This is a genomic window from Acinetobacter nectaris CIP 110549 (assembly GCF_000488215.1).
Taxonomy (GTDB): Bacteria; Pseudomonadota; Gammaproteobacteria; order Pseudomonadales; family Moraxellaceae; genus Acinetobacter; species Acinetobacter nectaris.
Map to the genome: position 1 here is coordinate 632,597 of NZ_KI530712.1, position 18,541 is coordinate 651,137.

Sequence of the window (18,541 nt, forward strand, 5' to 3'; positions counted from 1 at the left end):
TTTATTCGTTTCCGCTCTCAATGATCTTCAGTGACTCAGTATAGGCTGTTATAGACCGTTAATAAATTTCTTATTTCTCTATTCGAAATGACTGCGAAGAATAAATAAAATAAAATGCGTAGAGTTTACGCATTTTATAAAAAACTTAGTTTTGAATATCAATAATCTTATATCTTGTTTCAAGAAGCAAAGAACCTATTTCTTTTCCAATCTCAGGTTGTTTCAATGCTTCAAGATAGTTATTTTCTTTGATTAATTGTTGATCTTCGTCATACCACTCCACAACAGTTACTTGATCACCATTAATTTTTTGCTTGATCACTTCCTGAGCAGACACTTTTAAAGTAGAGCCATCCAGTACTTTTTCTAGCGTAACAATCACTTCACATTTCCTATGTAACTTTTTAAAGTGCGTTATAGATACCATAGAAAAGGCTATTTGTGATGCAATAAAGTGTTTCAAACCATTGCATTTCGCTTATTTAGTTTTTTAAGGCATAAAAAAAACCACGCAATTGGGGTATTAACGTGGCTATAAAAAGAGGGTGGTTAATAAACATCTTTTATAAAAGAATATCTAACCTATGAAAAATATTATACCTAATTATTTTTAGTTAATCAATATTGTTGCAATAAAATTTCAATATGTACATTTAGCAACCAAAAAACCAAGCAATATTGCTTGGTTTAGCTTTTTTTCAAAGATTTTTAAGCATCTAGGACTTTATAAATTTTTGAAGATGTATTACTCTGAAATAATAGTTCAATCGAAGGTAATATTTTTTCACCTTTTACTTCAATAAAGTGAATATGCTGAACTAATGATGTATGCGGAACTCTATTGGCATGTGTTAAATGATTTAAAAAAGCTGTTGCGTAATGAATCTTATCAAATTGATCTTTAACTTTTATAAGTAAAGTTTTCATCGTTTAAACCCCACTGTTATAAACTGATCATTTTTATAACATGATTTCCCCATGTATAAAAAACAAACATTGTAAGAATTTATGGCATAGTTAATAATATTTATCAAATGTAAATAAATCAGAAGAATTACTACCAACATGCAACCAATTATTGAAACTCATCCGTTAGCCCCTTTTTTACCTAAAAAAGCTAAACTACTTATGCTTGGTAGCTTTCCACCCCCTAAAAATAAGTGGAAAATGGATTTTTATTATCCAAATTACCAAAATGATATGTGGCGCATCATAGGACTATTATTCTTTAAAGATGTATCTTACTTTTTAGATATTGCAAATAAAAACTTTTATCTAGATAAAATTAAAGCTTTTCTTCATGAATATCATATTGCTATTTTTGATACTGCATACAAAGTCAAACGTTTGAAAGGAAATGCATCGGATAAATTTTTAGAAGTGATTGAACCAAGCAGTCTTACTACATTTTTAACAGCAATACCTGATTGTAAAGCAATCATGACTACAGGAGAGAAAGCGACTCAAACATTAATGCAACACTTTCCTACCGATACGAAAGCACCAACAATACAGCAGTCAAGTCATGTACATTTCATAAATCGTGATATTAAATTATATAGAATGCCATCAACATCTCGTGCTTACCCTTTAGCGCTCCAAGAGAAAGCACAAGCATATCAAAAATTATTTAAAGAAATTGGCTTACTATAATTTAGATTCAAAAATCTCTAATACCTGCTTAAACACTTCCTGCTCAGAACGTGTTGCATCTACCTTATAAATACGTTGAGGTTGTTGCCGATGTAATTCTGCATATCCCTCTCTCACCTTAGAGAAAAAAGACAGTTTTTCTTTTTCAAAACGATCTAACTGACCACGTGCACGCGCACGGGACATACCAACTTCAATAGGTGCATCTAACCATAACGTAATATCTGGCATTCTTTCTACAAAGGTTTGGTTGAGTATTTCTAATTTTGATTTACTCAATCCACGCCCTTTCACTTGGTACGCAAAACTTGCATCTGTAAAACGATCACTTAAAACAACTTTACCATCACGAAGTGCAGGTAAAATGACTTTACTTAAATGCTGACTACGTGCTGCATAAATGAGTAAAAGTTCTGTATCAGGACACATGACCTCTGTATCATCAACCTGCAATAAAAGATTTCGTACTTTTTCTGCTAAAGCTGTGCCACCAGGTTCACGTGTTAAAATAACTTCTTTATTTTTCTCTAAGAAATATTCATGTACACGTTTAATTAAAGTGCTTTTACCAACACCTTCTGTACCCTCAAAACTAATAAACATTTATGGTGTTGCTCCATTCTTCTTTGCTTTTAAAACAGATAAATAACTTTGAACTGCCGCATTGTGCTCCGCGAGTGTCTCACTAAATTTATGCCCACCATTTCCTGTTGCTACAAAATAGACATTTTTAGAATCATCGGGATGCATCGCAGCTTCTATAGACTTGGTATCTGGTAACGCAATTGGTGTTGGTGGTAAACCATTCATTGTATAAGTATTATATGGTGTAGGTGTCCGCAGATCTTGCTTTGTAATCGAACCATCGTACTGGTCTCCTAACCCATAAATTACTGTTGGATCTGTTTGTAAACGCATACCATGCTGAAGCCGACGTACAAACACACCTGAAACTTCATTAAGTTCACTGTCTACACTTGTTTCTTTTTTAATAATAGATGCCATGATCAGCGCCTCATATTTATTTTTATAAGGTAGATTGTCAGCACGATTTTCCCATGCATGATCTAAAGCATCCATTTGACGATGGTATAAATTCAAAATAATTCGTTTATCTGTTTCACCCTTATTAAAAAAATACGTATTCGGTGCTAAAAGTCCTTCTAAACTCTTATAAGGTATTCCAAGCTCTGCCATCATTTGGTCATATGGTAAATTAACAATTGTTTTAGTCACAAATGGATCTTGACGCAACCGATCCAAAAGCTGTTTAGATGTTGTCCCATCAATCACCATAATTTTATTCATTTGAGAGTTTTCAGCATTAGACATAAGCTGTAAAACCTCAAGTACAGTCATTCCTTTTTCAACCTCATAAACACCTGCTTTTAGCGTGCCATGAACCATCAATTTACGATAAATTTTTACAACCGTTGGAAAATCAATTTTATTTTGCTGTGCCAATCGGTCGATCAAGCCTGTATATGTTTCACCTTGATTAATAGAAATAAATTGCTTTTGTCCATCAACAGGATATTGACGCCCTAAACTCAAACCATAAATAATCCAACAACCAGCAACAATGACAAATAGTGCAACAAACCAAAAGCGTATATTGGTTTTTTTCTTTTCAGGTCTATTTTTTTCCATTCTACTCATCATTATTACATTTGGTCTAATTTCAACAGATCAAATAATTGTTTAGTTATTTGATCATCTAATATGTGATTATCTATTGTTTGAACAGCTTGCATAGGATGTAGTGCATTACAAAAGAACATTGCCTGAATATTGGTTACTTCATCAATATAAACTTCGCGCTCTTGGCAAATAATATGAGATTTTTTCATTCTATCTAATATTTCAGCACGCATTACACCATGTATGCCATTATAACCAAGATAAGGTGTAACCCATTGTCCATTTAACAACAAAAAGCAATTACTGCTTATACCTTCAACAATTCTATCTTGAATATCTAAAACAAGTGCTTCTTTAATACCTTTATCTGTTGCTTCTCTTTTCAGAACAACTTGTTCCAATCTATTTAAAGACTTGACGCCAACAAGATTTGGCATTGTTATACCAATTTTATTATTTAAAATACTGCATGCTGCTATTGTTGAATATGGTGTAGCCTTTTGATGACTCGGGAAGAACAATAGATAAATATCTACTTCTTTTTCTCTTGAGAAATCATATCCTCGTTGCCCCTCACCTCGACTAAGTATTATTTTTAAAGTGCCATTAAAGTCCCGAATTTCTGACAGAGATATAATCAATTGTTTTTCTAAAGCAGTTTCATCAAAATGAAGCATTAAACATTCAGCAGATTGATGCAGTCTGTTTAAATGTCTAGACCAGAGCTGTATTTCGCTATTTTTAATGTATGCAGTAGTAAAACAGCCATCTCCATACTGAAAAGCACGATCTAATAATGAAGTATGAGTTACGCTTACACCATTTTTAAAACAAAACATAACTGCCCTCTCTTACTTTTTAATAGTGTAAATTCTTTATTTAAGTTTTTATACTTATTTTTATAAAAATGCTTAGATTTTAATAAATTAAAACTATTTTTATGAAGTATTTATCATGTTACATAAGTAAGTCTTATAGATTCAACCATTTACATTTATAATTTATGAAAGACATAAGGATTAAAATTAATGACACATTTTAAAATACATGTAATAGATGTTGAAAATAGTCTACAAAATTATATTTGGTTACTTGAAGATACCAAAACACATGAGGTCGTGGTAGTAGATCCAACAGAGGGAGAGATTGTTATTGAATACTGTAAGAATAATTATTTAAAAATAAAGCAGGTATGGCTTACACATTGGCACAAAGACCATACTGCTGGCGTACCAAAACTATTAGAATTCGATGCGAGCTTGCCTATATATGGCCCACAGCTAGAAGAAAAGAAAATTCCTTTTTTATCTAAGCCTCTCCAGCATCAGGATCAATTTAATTTTAATCATTTTAATATTGAGGTTTTGGCAACACCTGGTCACACCCTAGGTCATATTGTCTTTTATATTCCAAACATAAACTGCGTATTTGTTGGAGATACACTATTTGCTATGGGTTGTGGTCGCGTTTTTGAAGGGACGCATACTCAAATGTATCACTCTTTGCAGTTACTCACAAAACTACCAAATATTACTCAGGTATATTGCACACATGAATATACTTTAAGTAATGCAAAATTTGCATTATCTGTAGAACCTGATAACTTTATATTACAAGAGCGTGTAGAACACATTGAGTATTTAAGACTGCTCAATAAAATTACACTTCCAACAACCATTGCTCTAGAAAAAGAAACCAACCCATTTCTACGCGCAGAATCGATTGAATCTTTTTCAAATTTACGTACTCTTAAAGATAATCTATAGCGGCGTAATATTTGCTTACAGTATAACAAAAAGTGTAAATGTAACATTGATAAAATATTTTTATCTAAATATTAATTTTAACTCTATGATTGTATAGAAATATTTATTATTTTAGTAAGAATATTTTATTTTACATTTCAAGCCAGATTGTAACCAGTGTTGTTATTTTATAACATTTTTTTTTGAAACGTATTTTTTTCATATTTATTGCAATTCTACCCCTTTAAAAATACCGTATAGAACCTTATAAATAAGAAAGTACAAATAAGGAGAGAATCCATGAAAAAGGTTGTTAAAGCAAAAAACTTAATTGCTTTTCGCATTTGGTTAGAAAAATTGGGGTACTCAGTAAAAAGTTTAACTGACAATAAAGGTTTTACATTTAGTTTTAAAAAAGAATATGGTCTTGTGACTTACGATTTAGGTGGCAACTCATTAGCAATGCAATTGGGCGAAGAGTTTGAAGATCACTTAAAAGCATAAGTCTATTATATGGATCAACTCCGATTAAACACAAAAAAGCAAGACTCTAGTCTTGCTTTTTAATATATGGTGGGGATGAAGAGACTCGAACTCTTACACCTTGCGGCGCTGGAACCTAAATCCAGTGCGTCTACCAATTTCGCCACATCCCCTAAGTTTTACACCTCAGAAATTTTTCTAATAAATAATGGCAGAGGATAAAGGATTCGAACCTTTACGAACGGTTTTGGAGACCGTCATGCTACCATTACACCAATCCTCTAAAACTCAAATCTTAATAATAAAAAAGCAAGACTGTTATCTTGCTTTTAAATATTGGTGGGGATGAAGAGACTCGAACTCTTACACCTTGCGGCGCTGGAACCTAAATCCAGTGCGTCTACCAATTTCGCCACATCCCCTTTGAGTATTTACTCAGATTTTAGAATAACTTCTAAAAGTGGCAGAGGATAAAGGATTCGAACCTTTACGAACGGTTTTGGAGACCGTCATGCTACCATTACACCAATCCTCTACTATTTTTAACAGCATACTGCTATTAAAAATTGGTGGGGGCGAAGAGACTCGAACTCTTACACCTTGCGGCGCTGGAACCTAAATCCAGTGCGTCTACCAATTTCGCCACGCCCCCAATGGCTGTGTATATTATAGAGAAGTCATTTGTATGACAAGTATTTTTTTCCAAAAGTTATTTCACATGCACAAATAACATTCAAAACATAAGCTTAGCATGCTCCAACTACATAAACTTAAAATAAATCGAGTCTTTAAGTGCACCTATTGTTTGAAATCTATTCAATTTTTGTTTTTCTAACAACCCATCAATTATAAATTGTAAACCGCAATAAACTTTAGGCAGTTGAGCAAAATATTGCTGACAATGCAATTTCGCCCATTCTTCATAAGAATATATATTTAAACGTTGTTGTGCTAACCACTCATATAAAACAATACCCAATGCGTATAAATCTGTTTGCACTGTCTTATTTTGACCATGAAAAAGTTCTGGTGCCATATATCTTGGTGTTGCATTTAGATTAGATATATTTTCAGAAGAAGCTAAGACCGTATGTTCAAAGTCTAAAAGACAGAAGCGTTCGGCATATTCAACAAAATGTTCTTTTTTTATATCACCATGAACATATCCCGCTTGATGCAAGTTTTCTAAAGGCTCACACAGCTTCAACACTTGTTCTACAATCTCATGAATATTGAATTCACTCGGACTTCTATTCAAAAAAAATGATTTTGCTTCTGGCAGAATAAAACCAATATTATTTTCTGATAAACCAAACGCATCTAACGTTATAAAATTTGCTTCTTCAAATGGTAATAGAAAAAGGCTCCTTGGATGTTGAATATAAAAACTGTACTCGCGCTTAAAACCTTGCTTAAACTGTTCATGACCGACATCACTTTGACACTTCAAATAATAAAATTCGTCTGCCTTTTTAAAGCGAAAAACACGGCGTCCGTATTTTAAACTTTGTGACTTTGAAACTAACTCAGGATTCATCTTTTAATAAATCTGCATGAATTTTCGTAAGCGTTTTTCCAATACGTGCATAAATCTCTATCATCGATAGCTTAGGCCAAGTTGCACGTTCACCTTCTTTTTGTAGCTTTTTAAATATTTCAGGGGTTGGATTTTGCAATAAATAGCCATAATGACGAAGGTTATACTTACCAATAATATTAATATCTCCATAATAATATTGGTCAACGATGCCATAACCATGATCAAGCAAGCGACGAACTTGTGGCACAGCACCAACACGTTCACGTGTAAAATCCATCACACCTTTGGCAAAGACTTTCCCTTGCCTTCTCACAATGCGCTCTGGCCAACTTAACAAATCTTGACGATAGCGCTCAACATCACTTTGCATAAAAGGAACAACATGCGGATTTGCCTGACTCGCAATGCTATAATTCACATTATACAAGCGTGCAATTTTTTCTTGTGGAAAATCACTTCTTACACTGCCATCCACCCAACGTGTATTTTTCATAAATGGTACGTGTTTACCATCATAACGTTTTGCAACCAGCTCAATGGGAGAAAATAAAATAGGCACAGCACAAGATGCCAATACAGCACTCCAAATCATTAAATCGGGTGACATATAACGGTTTAATACTCGAGGATTTTGTGACGCATTATAAGGTGCTACTGCAATATTAATATCTAGACCTGATTTTTCATACGCTTCTGCAAAAGTAATATCGCCTAAATGCTCTTGTAAGAAAGTCTTCAAATAATTGACATCCGTAAAACCACTTGGATCTTTTAAAAGCATTTTTAAAGATTTAAACTGAAAAACCTGACTATAAAATTGATCGCCTGTAGACAATGCATTAAATTTCTCACTGTCTAATGTACCTAGCATGGCTGTCATAATTGCGCCTGCACTTGAGCCTGATAGTACATTTGGCAAAAGATCGTGCTCTTTAAGCGCCTTACAGACACCACTATGAAAAAGTCCTAATGTTGCACCACCTGAAAACATCAATGCAGGCTGACCATATGCGGTCTTACAGAGCTCAAAAAACTTAACTTTTTCATCCAATGAAATGACTTCATCAGATGCAGCAGCAATATATTTTAAGCTTTGATCAACAGTATCAATATAGTCTTCAATAATTTTTTTTGTACCCAAATAAGATACAACAAATAGCATTGGATGGCAGATATTCGCGACATCATAGGTCAGCCCTTCATGCAATATGCCTAAGAGATCTTTTACCCGACCCTGTTGTTTATATTTTTTGAGTAGAAATAACCGATGTGCAATAACATCACGATCAAAGTATGTCGACTCATCATCTTCCTTCCATGCTTGTATACCTGATGTTTCATCAAGCTGTTGTGCTATTTCTTTCCATTCATCATAATTATTTGCATGTACAAGCTGCTGTTCCAATCTTTTTATTTTATACGCATGCTGAAAATTTATCGCATGCTGTGATAGTAGCTTTAACATTCTATGTCCTAAATTTTTACCAAACCCAATCGCTGTTGAGTAAAATTAACTAAGTATAACTGTATCTATAAAACATTTTATAAAATATAAAAAGAGCTGAAGTACAGCTTTTATGCTTTACTTGTAAATTGTTTTTAAATATTTTAAAAAGTAATAAAGCAAACCAATGATAATACAAAATTATGGCACATATAGAACTCCCCGATCATCTTATTGAGTCACTCTCACACGTTTTACAACAACTTAAACAAACCCTACCCGAGCTAAAACAAGAAACCGATTTTTCAGCACCTGCCTATAAATGGCAAAACAGACAACTTATTGCTATTCACTCGCCTAAAGCGATGCACCTTAACGACCTCAAGGGAATCGAGAGACAAAAAGAAGTCATTATTCAAAATACTGAGCAGTTTTTAAAAGGTCTACCTGCAAATGATATTTTGCTCACAGGCTCTAGAGGAACAGGTAAATCCTCTATTGTTCGTGCTTTACTTACCCAATATCAAGATCATGGATTAAGACTCATTGAAATCGAACGAGATGATTTATCCGACCTACCTATAATTCAAGCACAAATTAAAAATAGACCTGAAAAATTTATTGTTTACTGTGATGACCTTGCATTTAATGCAGAAGATGAAAATTATCGTAGTTTAAAAAGTGTTTTAGATGGCTCATTACAATCTGGAAACAACAACTTTATCGTATATGCAACCAGTAATAGACGTCATTTACTTCCTGAGTTTATGCATGAGAATACACCAACAACTCGGGTAGACGTCCCTCAATATACAGAGTTGCACCCTCAAGAAGCGATTGAAGAAAAAATATCTCTGTCTGATCGTTTTGGCTTATGGTTATCCTTCTACCCTATGGATCAAAGCTTGTATTTAGAAATCGTGGAACATTATTTAGAAAAGAACGGCTTAGAATTTAATCAAGAAGTTCGCCTACAAGCATTACAATGGTGTCAAATGCGAGGACAACGTTCAGGACGTGCAGCCTATCAATTTTCAAAGCATTGGATTGGCTCTTCTCAATTAAAATCTCAAAAAAATTAATTATTTAAAATACTATAAAGATATCACTTCTTGCTTCATCAAAGCATGATCTGATATCTCCCATGATATATAGTCTCACTAAATATGTTACTATAAGTAATGATATGACCTAAAAATATATGTTTTATTACACTTTATATCGCAAGATGAATATGAAAATGGTTTAAGATTTTTCTATTCTATATTCGTATTCATTTTAATTTTTAAAATTTAATTTGTGTTAGGATAACAATATGTCTGAATTTTCAATTCCCCTTATGGCGGGTGAAGTCAACGCTATTCTTAGAAAAGAAAAACAACAACTCCGTGTGCCAATTCAACCTCAACCACAAAATGCAGAAGAAGCCGCTAAACTGAGTATTCCCTTTCAAATTGGTGATCAAATTTGGATTCAAGAAAACTGGGCAGCACATTGGTCATATAACGATGCATCTGCTGAAGAATGTAAAAGCCCTAATGTAGATGATGATAACTATTGGTATCAGGCTGATGATGTTGGATCAAAAGGTTCAAAAGGCAGTCCTGCTTCTTTACGTGGTACATGGCGACTCGCAGAAACGATGCCTAAATTTGTTTCTCGCCTACATCTTAAAGTTGAAAAGGTTTGGATAGAACAAATTAAAGACATTAGTGAAGAAAGTGCAAAAGCAATGGGCTTCCTACCTGAGTTCTTTAAGAATGTAAAAGAACAAGAGTTAAGCGAAGACTATGAAGCAACAGCAAAAGATGCTTTTTTAGAAGACTGGGAGCAATTTCGCGGCGCACTTGACTTATGGACTTATGCTGTAGAGTTTAGTTTAGATACAGACCAGTCAATGCTACACCCTGCTTTCTTAAATGACCGTGAAACTCTCACTTATAAAGTAGATTGCTTAATTACAGACACTAAAAGCGAAGAAATAAAAGAGCTTAGCTATACAACTGAAGATAAATCATTGGTTTGTGCACTTGAGCATGTATTGGTTGAAGAATTTAAGAATGACTTCAAAGATTTAAGCCATGACTTTAACCATCTTGGTGAATTCTTCAAAATTATCGATATCGAATCAATTCGTTATGTTCAAGAGCTCAACCATATCGACTTAAACTTTGAAGTGCGCGCAAAAAACAAACGTGTTGAAATCAAAGTCGAATTACTTTCTTTATAAAATATAAAATTAAAAAAAAATACCCACATAAATGTGGGTATTTTTTTAACTGCCTATGTCTACGTTAATTGAGCCATCGCAATTTTTTTAGTGTCTACTTTCACAGCAGCATTTTGATAATCGCTCATCTGATCAAAATTCATATATCTATAAATATCAGATGACATACTATCAATTTGCGATGCATAAGTTTTGTATTCTTCAGGTGTTGGTAATTTACCTAAAACTGCCGCAACCGATGCAAGCTCAGCAGAAGCAAGGTATACATTTGCTCCCTGACCTAGACGGTTTGGAAAGTTACGTGTAGATGTCGAAACAACAGTTGTATTTGGTGCAACACGTGCTTGGTTCCCCATACATAATGAACAACCTGGCATCTCTGTTCTTGCCCCAGCACGACCATAGGTATTATAGAAACCTTCTTCCATTAACTGATGTTCATCCATACGCGTTGGTGGTGCTAACCAGAGTCTTGTCGATAGCGAACCACTTGGTACTTTATCTAACAATTTACCTGCTGCACGGAAATGACCAATATTGGTCATACAAGAACCAATAAAGACTTCATCAATTTTTGCACCTTGAACATCAGATAATAATTTTGCATCATCTGGGTCATTTGGACAGCACAATACAGGCTCTTGAATGTCTGCTAGATCAATTTCATAAACTTTGGTGTATTCAGCATCAGGGTCTGCTTTCAACAAGTTTGGTTCTGCTAACCATTTTTCCATATTTTCTACACGGCGTGCCATTGTACGTGCATCGCCATAACCCTGCGAAATCATCCACTTCAACATCGTAATATTTGAGCGGAGATATTCAGCTACTTTCTCTTCAGAAAGTGTAATTGCACAACCAGCAGCAGATCTTTCAGCAGATGCATCTGACAATTCAAAAGCCTGTTCTACTGTTAGCTCATTTTCCATTTCAGTTAAATCAATTTCAAGAATACGGCCCGAGAAAATATTTTTCTTGCCCTTTTTCTCGATGGTTAAATCACCTGCTTGAATCGCATAATAAGGAATGGCATGTACAAGGTCACGTAATGTAATACCCGGCGCCATTTTCCCTTTGAACTTCACAAGAATTGATTCAGGCATATCGAGCGGCATAACACCCGTCGCTGCAGCAAATGCAACCAAACCAGAACCTGCAGGAAATGAAATTCCTAATGGAAATCGTGTATGAGAATCCCCACCTGTACCCACAGTATCAGGAAGTAACATACGGTTTAACCAAGAGTGAATAATACCATCGCCCGGACGTAGTGAAACTCCACCACGATTCATAATAAAATCAGGCAATGTATGTTGCATTTGAACATCAACAGGTTTTGGATAAGCTGCGGTATGACAGAAAGACTGCATTACTAAATCTGCAGAGAAACCTAAACATGCTAAATCTTTCAATTCATCACGCGTCATTGGGCCTGTGGTATCTTGCGACCCAACCGTTGTCATACGTGGCTCACAGTATGTATCAGGGCGCACCCCCTGACCTTCAGGTAATCCACAAGCACGACCCACCATTTTTTGGGCAAGCGTAAAGCCTTTACCCGAGTCATGCGGTTGTCTTGGCTGACGAAACAATGTTGATGGTTCAAGACCTAATGCTTCACGTGCTTTTGTTGTGAGTCCACGACCAATAATTAAATTGATACGACCACCAGCACGCACTTCGTCAAGTAATACAGGTGTTTTCAATTCTGAATCAGCAATTTGCTGACCATTTTTAAACGCTGTAACTTTTGCCTCTGCTTTATTCACTTTAAGAAGGATTTCATCCCCCATGTTCATATCAGAAACATCAATCTCTACAGGTAGTGCACCAGCATCTTCCATTGTATTAAAGAAAATTGGCGCAATTTTTCCACCTAAACACACACCACCATCTTTTTTATTTGGAATATGAGGTAAGTCTTCACCAAAGTACCAAAGCACCGAGTTTGTTGCTGATTTACGTGATGAACCTGTACCAACAACATCACCCACATAGGCAACTTGGTTTCCTTTTGCAAGCAATTCTTTAATTTGCTGAATCGGACCCACTTCACCTTGCTTTTCAGGATGAATACCATCGCGCTCATTCTTTAACATTGCTGTTGCATGTAAAGGAATATCAGGACGGCTCCATGCATCCTGCGCAGGAGATAAGTCATCAGTATTGGTTTCGCCTGTGACTTTAAAGACAGTAATTTTAATTTCTTCAGGTACATCTTTACGGCTTGTAAACCACTCTGCATCTGCCCATGACTGTAAAACGGCTTGTGCATTTGCATTGCCCGATTTTGCTTTATCAGCAACATCATGAAATGCATCAAATACGAGTAATGTTTTTTTAAGTGCAGTTGCTGCAAGTTCGCCAAGCTGCTTATCTTCAAGTAAATCTACAAGTGGCGCTACATTATAACCACCAAGCATTGTACCCAATAAATATACAGCTCTTTCTTTAGTGATAAGTGGAGACTCTGCATCACCTTTTGCAATTGCCGCAAGAAAAGCTGCTTTCACATAAGCTGCTTGGTCTACACCTGCAGGAATACGGTTTTCTAGTAAGTTAACTAGATAATCTTCTTCACCTACTGGCGGATTTTTAAGTAATTCAACCAATTCAACAGTTTGCGTATCATTTAATGGTTGCGGTGGGATTCCGAGTGCGGCACGTTCTTCAACGTGTTGGCGGTAAGCTTTTAGCACGGTTTTCTTCCTCTTTTTTCTCAAAAATTACTTACTCATCCTATTGCTGTAAGTAATGTACTGTTTAAATTTTACTAGAGTTAATTCAAAAAGTTAATGTTATTTGGGTGTTTGTTTGTGATGCTCATTATTTTCTGGCGAAATGGTATATATAAAAATAAAGCACTCTATGTGAGTGCTTTATTTCATTTATGGTTGCTGTGCAACACAACTGTCATAGCGTCCTTTGCCAAAGTCAGCCATTGCCTTTTCTTTATCGGCCATTTGTTCATACAATGGTACTTTATATGCTTCTTCTACAAGACTCACTAAATAGTTACGTGCATGTTCATCTTGAATTTTTTTGGCGTTGTCTAGTGCTGCACTTTCTGTAATACCTTGTTGACGATCTGTCATAATATTATATGCAGCACTTGGAATCGATTTACAAAACCCTTGCCATGCTTCTTGCGGAGACACTTGTTTATGTCCGCCACAACCTACCAATAAAATACCACTCACTGCGAGCAATAATAATTTCTTCATTCTAGCTCCAAGCCAATATGACTTTATTTTAATCCATGCAAAGTGCTTAATTATGCTAACACTTTGCCTGATTTATCATGTAATTAAAAGCGCCAGTTATAGAATAAATCGACTGCACGTTCGACAGACTCACTCGCTTCTAAATACAAACGTCTGTTTACTTGATAGCGTAATGTTAACGTATTCACTGCTGTAAATACCCCTACACCATAGCGTAAATATAAGTCAGGTGTAATATAGCCTGTTACACTCACCTGCGTATCATTACCTGTACCTTGTGCATCTAAAGCGAGACCACTCAAGCCAAATGCATGACCAATTTGGTTTGTAAATGCTCTTGTTCCACCTAGACCCAAGCTAATGCCCGCTGCGGCAAGCGTATTATTCACATCAGATTTAAAACCTTCCGTTTGGCTTAAACTACTACTGCCTTCATTAATACGTCCCGTAATTAGAGCATTTAATGCTTCTTGCTCAGATAACCCCCCATCATTATAGATTTGAATATTTGGGGTAGTTGCTGTGCCTGTAATTCTAACACCTACCGTCGTATTCGAAATTTTCTTCGTTGTATCTATATCTAATGTTGGATTTGCAAGTGGCCCATTAAAACGGGCAATCGCACGATTTAAATCTAACGATTGTCCATAAGCTTCAATCTTAACCTTTTGACTCACACCAATCGCTCCATTTGCACTCATTGCGATTTCTGTACCTCGCTGAGATAAATATAAACGACCAGTCAAAGGAATTCGGCTATTAAATCCTTGGAAAATAACACGATCACCGAGTGCTAAATCAATATCAGCCTGTATATTCCACGGTTTTGCTGCTTTTAGAATGGCAATTAAATCGTCACCTGTATGAACTACACGTGCATCTGAAGATACATTAATTACATCAGGGCTTGTTTCGGGCATATTAATAATTGCACGAGGAATATCAATTTTACCATTCACAACAATACTTCTAGACATTGGATAAATATCTAAATCTACTTTCGTATTTACAAGTGCTGTTACCAAAGGTGTTTGTTTAACAAGTAAATTATCGCCTTGTACTTTCAGTTGAACATGTAAATCATCTGCCCAATTAACAAAACCATCAATTTTTCCTGTACCCGGCCCACTATTAAAGATCCCCATAATACTTGCCTGATCTTGTCTAATTGCAGAATATAGTTGAATATTCGTTAAATTGACTGGCATCGAAATCATACTAATAGAGCCGTCTTTTAAACGCAGATCACCAGTTGCTAAAGGTTTTGAAAGTGTTCCATTAATTTTTCCAGCAAAATCTAATGTTCCCCCAATACTTCTTACATCTGAAATAAATGGTTTTAAAAATTTAAGATCGACCTGTGAAAATGCAACTTCGCCCTGCATCGGTAGACTTTCATCATATGGATTAATCACCACACTTGCATAGCCATTACCAATATTTGCTGTTTTTACATCAAAACGCATTAATAAGCCTTGAGCTACACTTTTAGTAATCAAACTCATTTGTTGATAGCTTGTCGTTGTCGCAGGGTCATCAGGATCATCTGAAGAAACACCAATCTGACCATTTTTTGCAATAATGCTGGCATCAATATTTGGTTTATGACCCTCAGACCAATTTGCTTTCGCATAACCATCAACCTCTCCAGTCATTGCTAAACCAGTTGGCATAAATGCTGCAAAGTCATTCAAGTTCAAGTTATTGGCAACAAATGAAACATCTCCACCTGTTGGGCTAATCTGCACAGGCTTATCAAAGCAAAGTTTACTTTGATTACTTGCCCAACAGTGCTCTCCAACATATAGCTGTTTTGTCGCTGTGCGATATATAACATTTGCATTCGATTGCTGATTTAAAACAGCACGTACAGAGTCAAATGTTCCTTTCTGAATTTGCCCTAACCAATCATTATTGGCATTAAAACCACCTGCCAACTGAACATAGAACTTAGAATATTTATTCCAAGCTTGTAGGCTAACAATATGTGCTGCTCGCGTACCTGATAAAACTAAGCCACCATATTGAATCTGCCTATTACCATAATTCAAATTGGTCAGTTCTGCTTTTAGTGTACTTGGTGTTGTTTCAGAAGTAGGAAGTTCTCCACGAATACGAACTTTCTCAACATTTAGTTTTCCAGCATATGCAAGATGATCTACATTAATATTTGCCGTCGCTTTCAAATTAGGCTGTGTTTTTAAATGTACTGAACCATAAGCATTCCCTGAGAGTCCACCATAAAGATTTGATAATGCAGGTGCATTGAGTTTTACATCTAAATCTTGCGCATTTCCTGTCACTTGAACTTGATTACCTGCATAAGCAAGGAACAAATCATTTGCTTCAAATTGCTGTGGCACTAAGCTATTATTTTTTGTATTTAAAACTAAACTAAGTTTACCCTTACCACGCAAAATTTGACGATTGATAATACCCGCTAAGTTCAAATCTTCTATAGAGATACGCTTTGCCTGATCAGACCATACTCCTTGTGTCTTAATCACACCAGAGACTTCACCTTGCACATTAGATACAAAATATTGTGGTTTAAACTTCACCAATGAGGCATTCATATTCCAACCAATACCATTATGTAAGTTTACAACACCATTGGCTAAAACTTTACCAGCAGTCCCTTCATGTTGGAATTGATTCACTTGAATACTATCTTTCGTACCCGCAATTTTAATATTTAATGCACCATCTGCATCTGGATATTGGCTAGACTTCAAATTTCCATTATAAATTACACCATAACCGCGTAATCCACCGCCATGCTTTTCATCATTCATTAAAATAGATGCTGTAGTATCACCAGTTAAACGAATCGTCTCTTTCTGTTGAGCCATTTTTCCAGTGAGATCAATTGCTTTTAACTGAATAATTTGTGCATCTTTTTCAGCATAACCATTTGCTTTCAATGACCCATTGAGCAGATCTACAGGTGCAGCATCAGCTACAGTTTGTGGATTAAAGTTTTTAGCCTGTAAATTGGCTTCCCATTTCAATTGTCTTTTTTCATTAGGTAATAATACTTTTGCATCACCTACAAGCCCACCCTGAGGCGTAATATATTTAAACGTAGAAACATCCAAATCATGCGCATTCAACAGTGCATTTGCAATATATTGCCCTGTAGGTAGCGTTCCCTTTGGATTTTTAATAATATCTAAGTTTGCATTTACTGATGTTTTTTGCCCTTCTAATGCAATATCTGCCTGTCCTTTAGGGCTATTCAACCACCCAATATAAGGCATAGCACGATTCATATCAGACCATGAAACATTCATTTTAAGTGGCGATACAATGTTTTGATGTGCTGTGTTCTGTTCATCTTGTATCAGTTTAAATTTAATTTTTTCATATTTATTAAAATCAATAAATGCATTGAGGTGAGTCCCTTTATCTAAATCACCAGTTGCACCTAACTTACCATCCATATCAGGAGGCAAAAAGTCTTTAATAGAAGTAGGAATTGATTTGTCCGATGCTTTTAGACCATTTAGCTGTCCTTTTACATCCCAACGTAGCGCCTTTTCCCAATTCAAAATACCTGAGAGATTAATAACACCTCCCATTAAATTACCTTGAAATTGGTTAATCTTCATTTGATGTACATAGTCCACATATAAATCTGCTCTATAGCTTCCTTTCGGTACATCTTTACCCGACAATTCAGTATTTAAATTAACAGACATATCTGAAGCAGAACCATTTAAATAGGCAACTCCCGATGGAATAAATAGTTTTTGGTCTGTTGCGAATGGCAAGTGGTAATTTTTAAAGTTTAATTGACCATTCATCGGCACATTATCACGTACAGGGTGAACAATCATTCTTCCTGATACTAAATCTGGAGTATTTGTTGCAAAACCTGCTGCTATTGTGTCTAGCGTCCCTCTTGCATCGACAAAAATATTTTTAATATTTAATGTATGTAGTGATGGAATATCTACTTGTGCAGTCACATTTAATGGATACTTTTGCTTAAAGTCCATCATACCTTGTGCTTTATTTACAGCAACGTAATCACCAACCTTTAAGTTTGCTTCTTTAAATGTAAGCTTAGTACCTTTCCAAAGCGTATTCTTCAAATGCAAATCTTTGAGGTCTGTACTTGATGTTGTCGTTTTTATACGCAATACATCTAAATTTGCCTGATCTAAACGCAAAGTCACAGGCATATTAATATCACTGAACTCAAAAGGCTTATTGCTTGGTGGTTTCTTATCAATAATTTGTAGTTCTTGAATATTTGCGCGTGAGAAGTGAACCTCTTGCTCTAAGACAGCGCGCCAACCGATCACCAAGTCTGCACGTTTAATTTTGATTTCGAGTGAGTCTAAATTGACATCAATATTATTTAAAATAAGACCATCTAAAAAACTACCGCGTTCATACTGATACTTCAACATACTTTGATGTGAAAGTACGCGATCTAATAAAAATTTGCTTCCTTTATCTGTTGAAAACATCACAGCAAGTGCTGCTAACAACACAACAAGAATGCTTAATAAGGAAATAAATACTCTTTTTAACCAACTTGATTTTGGCTTTTCTTGTACAGTCATGCGTTTT

Annotated in this window: 15 protein-coding genes and 5 tRNA genes; 5 read left to right on the plus strand and 15 right to left on the minus strand. The window is 35.3% G+C overall.

From position 1 onward, the window contains the following. Positions 1-145 precede the first annotated feature (145 nt). The gene (locus tag P256_RS03200; RefSeq protein ID WP_023272250.1) at positions 146-382 is read right to left on the minus strand and encodes a hypothetical protein; all 237 of its coding nucleotides are present in this window, start codon (positions 380-382) and stop codon (positions 146-148) included. A gap of 326 nt (positions 383-708) precedes the next feature. Beyond that, a complete protein-coding gene (locus P256_RS03205) occupies positions 709-927 on the minus strand; it encodes a hypothetical protein (RefSeq protein WP_023272251.1) in 219 nt (72 codons plus the stop codon). Positions 928-1,065: 138 nt separating this feature from the next. On the opposite strand from P256_RS03205, the gene P256_RS03210 reads away from it, so the two are divergent. Further along, positions 1,066-1,653, plus strand: coding sequence for a uracil-DNA glycosylase family protein (locus P256_RS03210; RefSeq protein ID WP_023272252.1), 588 nt, complete (start codon positions 1,066-1,068; stop codon positions 1,651-1,653). On the opposite strand, the gene tmk is transcribed toward P256_RS03210, so the two are convergent. The 3 genes from tmk to pabC are packed head-to-tail and all read right to left on the minus strand — an operon-like array spanning position 1,648 to position 4,133. Further along, positions 1,648-2,256, minus strand: coding sequence for a dTMP kinase (tmk, locus tag P256_RS03215; protein ID WP_023272253.1), 609 nt, complete (start codon positions 2,254-2,256; stop codon positions 1,648-1,650). The two genes, P256_RS03210 and tmk, sit on opposite strands and share 6 nt — an antisense overlap. Further along, positions 2,257-3,303, minus strand: a complete 1,047-nt coding sequence (mltG, locus tag P256_RS03220; RefSeq protein ID WP_407637976.1) for an endolytic transglycosylase MltG — start codon at positions 3,301-3,303, stop codon at positions 2,257-2,259. Between the two features lie 14 nt (positions 3,304-3,317). Then, positions 3,318-4,133, minus strand: coding sequence for an aminodeoxychorismate lyase (pabC, locus tag P256_RS03225; protein ID WP_023272255.1), 816 nt, complete (start codon positions 4,131-4,133; stop codon positions 3,318-3,320). Positions 4,134-4,322: 189 nt separating this feature from the next. On the opposite strand from pabC, the gene gloB reads away from it, so the two are divergent. Then, complete coding sequence (gloB, locus tag P256_RS03230; protein ID WP_023272256.1) at positions 4,323-5,060, plus strand: hydroxyacylglutathione hydrolase; 738 nt, start codon at positions 4,323-4,325, stop codon at positions 5,058-5,060. Between the two features lie 279 nt (positions 5,061-5,339). Further along, entirely contained in the window at positions 5,340-5,543 is a 204-nt protein-coding gene (locus P256_RS03235; RefSeq protein WP_023272257.1) for a hypothetical protein, read from the plus strand. Between the two features lie 67 nt (positions 5,544-5,610). On the opposite strand, the gene P256_RS03240 is transcribed toward P256_RS03235, so the two are convergent. The 7 genes from P256_RS03240 to P256_RS03270 form a co-directional block, all read right to left on the minus strand. Continuing rightward, positions 5,611-5,695, minus strand: a tRNA-Leu gene (locus tag P256_RS03240). Positions 5,696-5,731: 36 nt separating this feature from the next. Beyond that, positions 5,732-5,805 (minus strand) — tRNA-Trp (locus P256_RS03245). Between the two features lie 54 nt (positions 5,806-5,859). Then, a tRNA-Leu gene (locus P256_RS03250) sits at positions 5,860-5,944 on the minus strand. A gap of 39 nt (positions 5,945-5,983) precedes the next feature. Further along, positions 5,984-6,057 (minus strand) — tRNA-Trp (locus P256_RS03255). 32 nt (positions 6,058-6,089) lie between these two features. Then, positions 6,090-6,174 (minus strand) — tRNA-Leu (locus P256_RS03260). Positions 6,175-6,282: 108 nt separating this feature from the next. Then, positions 6,283-7,059, minus strand: coding sequence for a protein kinase domain-containing protein (locus tag P256_RS03265; protein WP_023272258.1), 777 nt, complete (start codon positions 7,057-7,059; stop codon positions 6,283-6,285). Further along, a complete protein-coding gene (locus P256_RS03270; RefSeq protein ID WP_023272259.1) occupies positions 7,049-8,527 on the minus strand; it encodes a DUF3336 domain-containing protein in 1,479 nt (492 codons plus the stop codon). The genes P256_RS03265 and P256_RS03270 overlap by 11 nt, the downstream gene beginning before the upstream one ends. A gap of 182 nt (positions 8,528-8,709) precedes the next feature. On the opposite strand from P256_RS03270, the gene P256_RS03275 reads away from it, so the two are divergent. Both P256_RS03275 and P256_RS03280 read left to right on the plus strand, forming a co-directional pair. Then, positions 8,710-9,588 (plus strand): ATP-binding protein, encoded by an 879-nt coding sequence (locus P256_RS03275; protein WP_023272260.1) that lies wholly within the window; start codon positions 8,710-8,712, stop codon positions 9,586-9,588. Between the two features lie 233 nt (positions 9,589-9,821). After that, positions 9,822-10,736, plus strand: a complete 915-nt coding sequence (locus tag P256_RS03280) for a hypothetical protein (RefSeq protein ID WP_023272261.1) — start codon at positions 9,822-9,824, stop codon at positions 10,734-10,736. Between the two features lie 59 nt (positions 10,737-10,795). Here the strand turns inward: P256_RS03280 and P256_RS03285 are convergent, their stop codons facing one another. From P256_RS03285 to P256_RS03295, 3 genes are all read right to left on the minus strand, one after another. Further along, positions 10,796-13,435, minus strand: coding sequence for a bifunctional aconitate hydratase 2/2-methylisocitrate dehydratase (locus tag P256_RS03285; protein ID WP_023272262.1), 2,640 nt, complete (start codon positions 13,433-13,435; stop codon positions 10,796-10,798). Positions 13,436-13,624: 189 nt separating this feature from the next. Continuing rightward, a complete protein-coding gene (locus P256_RS03290; protein WP_023272263.1) occupies positions 13,625-13,960 on the minus strand; it encodes a hypothetical protein in 336 nt (111 codons plus the stop codon). 83 nt (positions 13,961-14,043) lie between these two features. Continuing rightward, complete coding sequence (locus tag P256_RS03295) at positions 14,044-18,534, minus strand: translocation/assembly module TamB domain-containing protein (protein WP_023272264.1); 4,491 nt, start codon at positions 18,532-18,534, stop codon at positions 14,044-14,046. Between the last annotated feature and the right edge of the window lie 7 nt (positions 18,535-18,541).

Excerpts from the sequence above, each read along its gene's own strand:
- mltG (WP_407637976.1), bottom strand. The coding sequence starts at position 3,303 with ATGGAAAAAAATAGACCTGAAAAGAAAAAAACCAATATACGCTTTTGG.
- tmk (WP_023272253.1), bottom strand. The coding sequence starts at position 2,256 with ATGTTTATTAGTTTTGAGGGTACAGAAGGTGTTGGTAAAAGCACTTTA.
- P256_RS03275 (WP_023272260.1), top strand. The coding sequence starts at position 8,710 with ATGGCACATATAGAACTCCCCGATCATCTTATTGAGTCACTCTCACAC.
- P256_RS03265 (WP_023272258.1), bottom strand. The coding sequence starts at position 7,059 with ATGAATCCTGAGTTAGTTTCAAAGTCACAAAGTTTAAAATACGGACGC.
- P256_RS03280 (WP_023272261.1), top strand. The coding sequence starts at position 9,822 with ATGTCTGAATTTTCAATTCCCCTTATGGCGGGTGAAGTCAACGCTATT.
- P256_RS03270 (WP_023272259.1), bottom strand. The coding sequence starts at position 8,527 with ATGTTAAAGCTACTATCACAGCATGCGATAAATTTTCAGCATGCGTAT.
- P256_RS03210 (WP_023272252.1), top strand. The coding sequence starts at position 1,066 with ATGCAACCAATTATTGAAACTCATCCGTTAGCCCCTTTTTTACCTAAA.
- P256_RS03290 (WP_023272263.1), bottom strand. The coding sequence starts at position 13,960 with ATGAAGAAATTATTATTGCTCGCAGTGAGTGGTATTTTATTGGTAGGT.
- P256_RS03235 (WP_023272257.1), top strand. The coding sequence starts at position 5,340 with ATGAAAAAGGTTGTTAAAGCAAAAAACTTAATTGCTTTTCGCATTTGG.
- gloB (WP_023272256.1), top strand. The coding sequence starts at position 4,323 with ATGACACATTTTAAAATACATGTAATAGATGTTGAAAATAGTCTACAA.
- P256_RS03295 (WP_023272264.1), bottom strand. The coding sequence starts at position 18,534 with ATGACTGTACAAGAAAAGCCAAAATCAAGTTGGTTAAAAAGAGTATTT.
- P256_RS03205 (WP_023272251.1), bottom strand. The coding sequence starts at position 927 with ATGAAAACTTTACTTATAAAAGTTAAAGATCAATTTGATAAGATTCAT.
- pabC (WP_023272255.1), bottom strand. The coding sequence starts at position 4,133 with ATGTTTTGTTTTAAAAATGGTGTAAGCGTAACTCATACTTCATTATTA.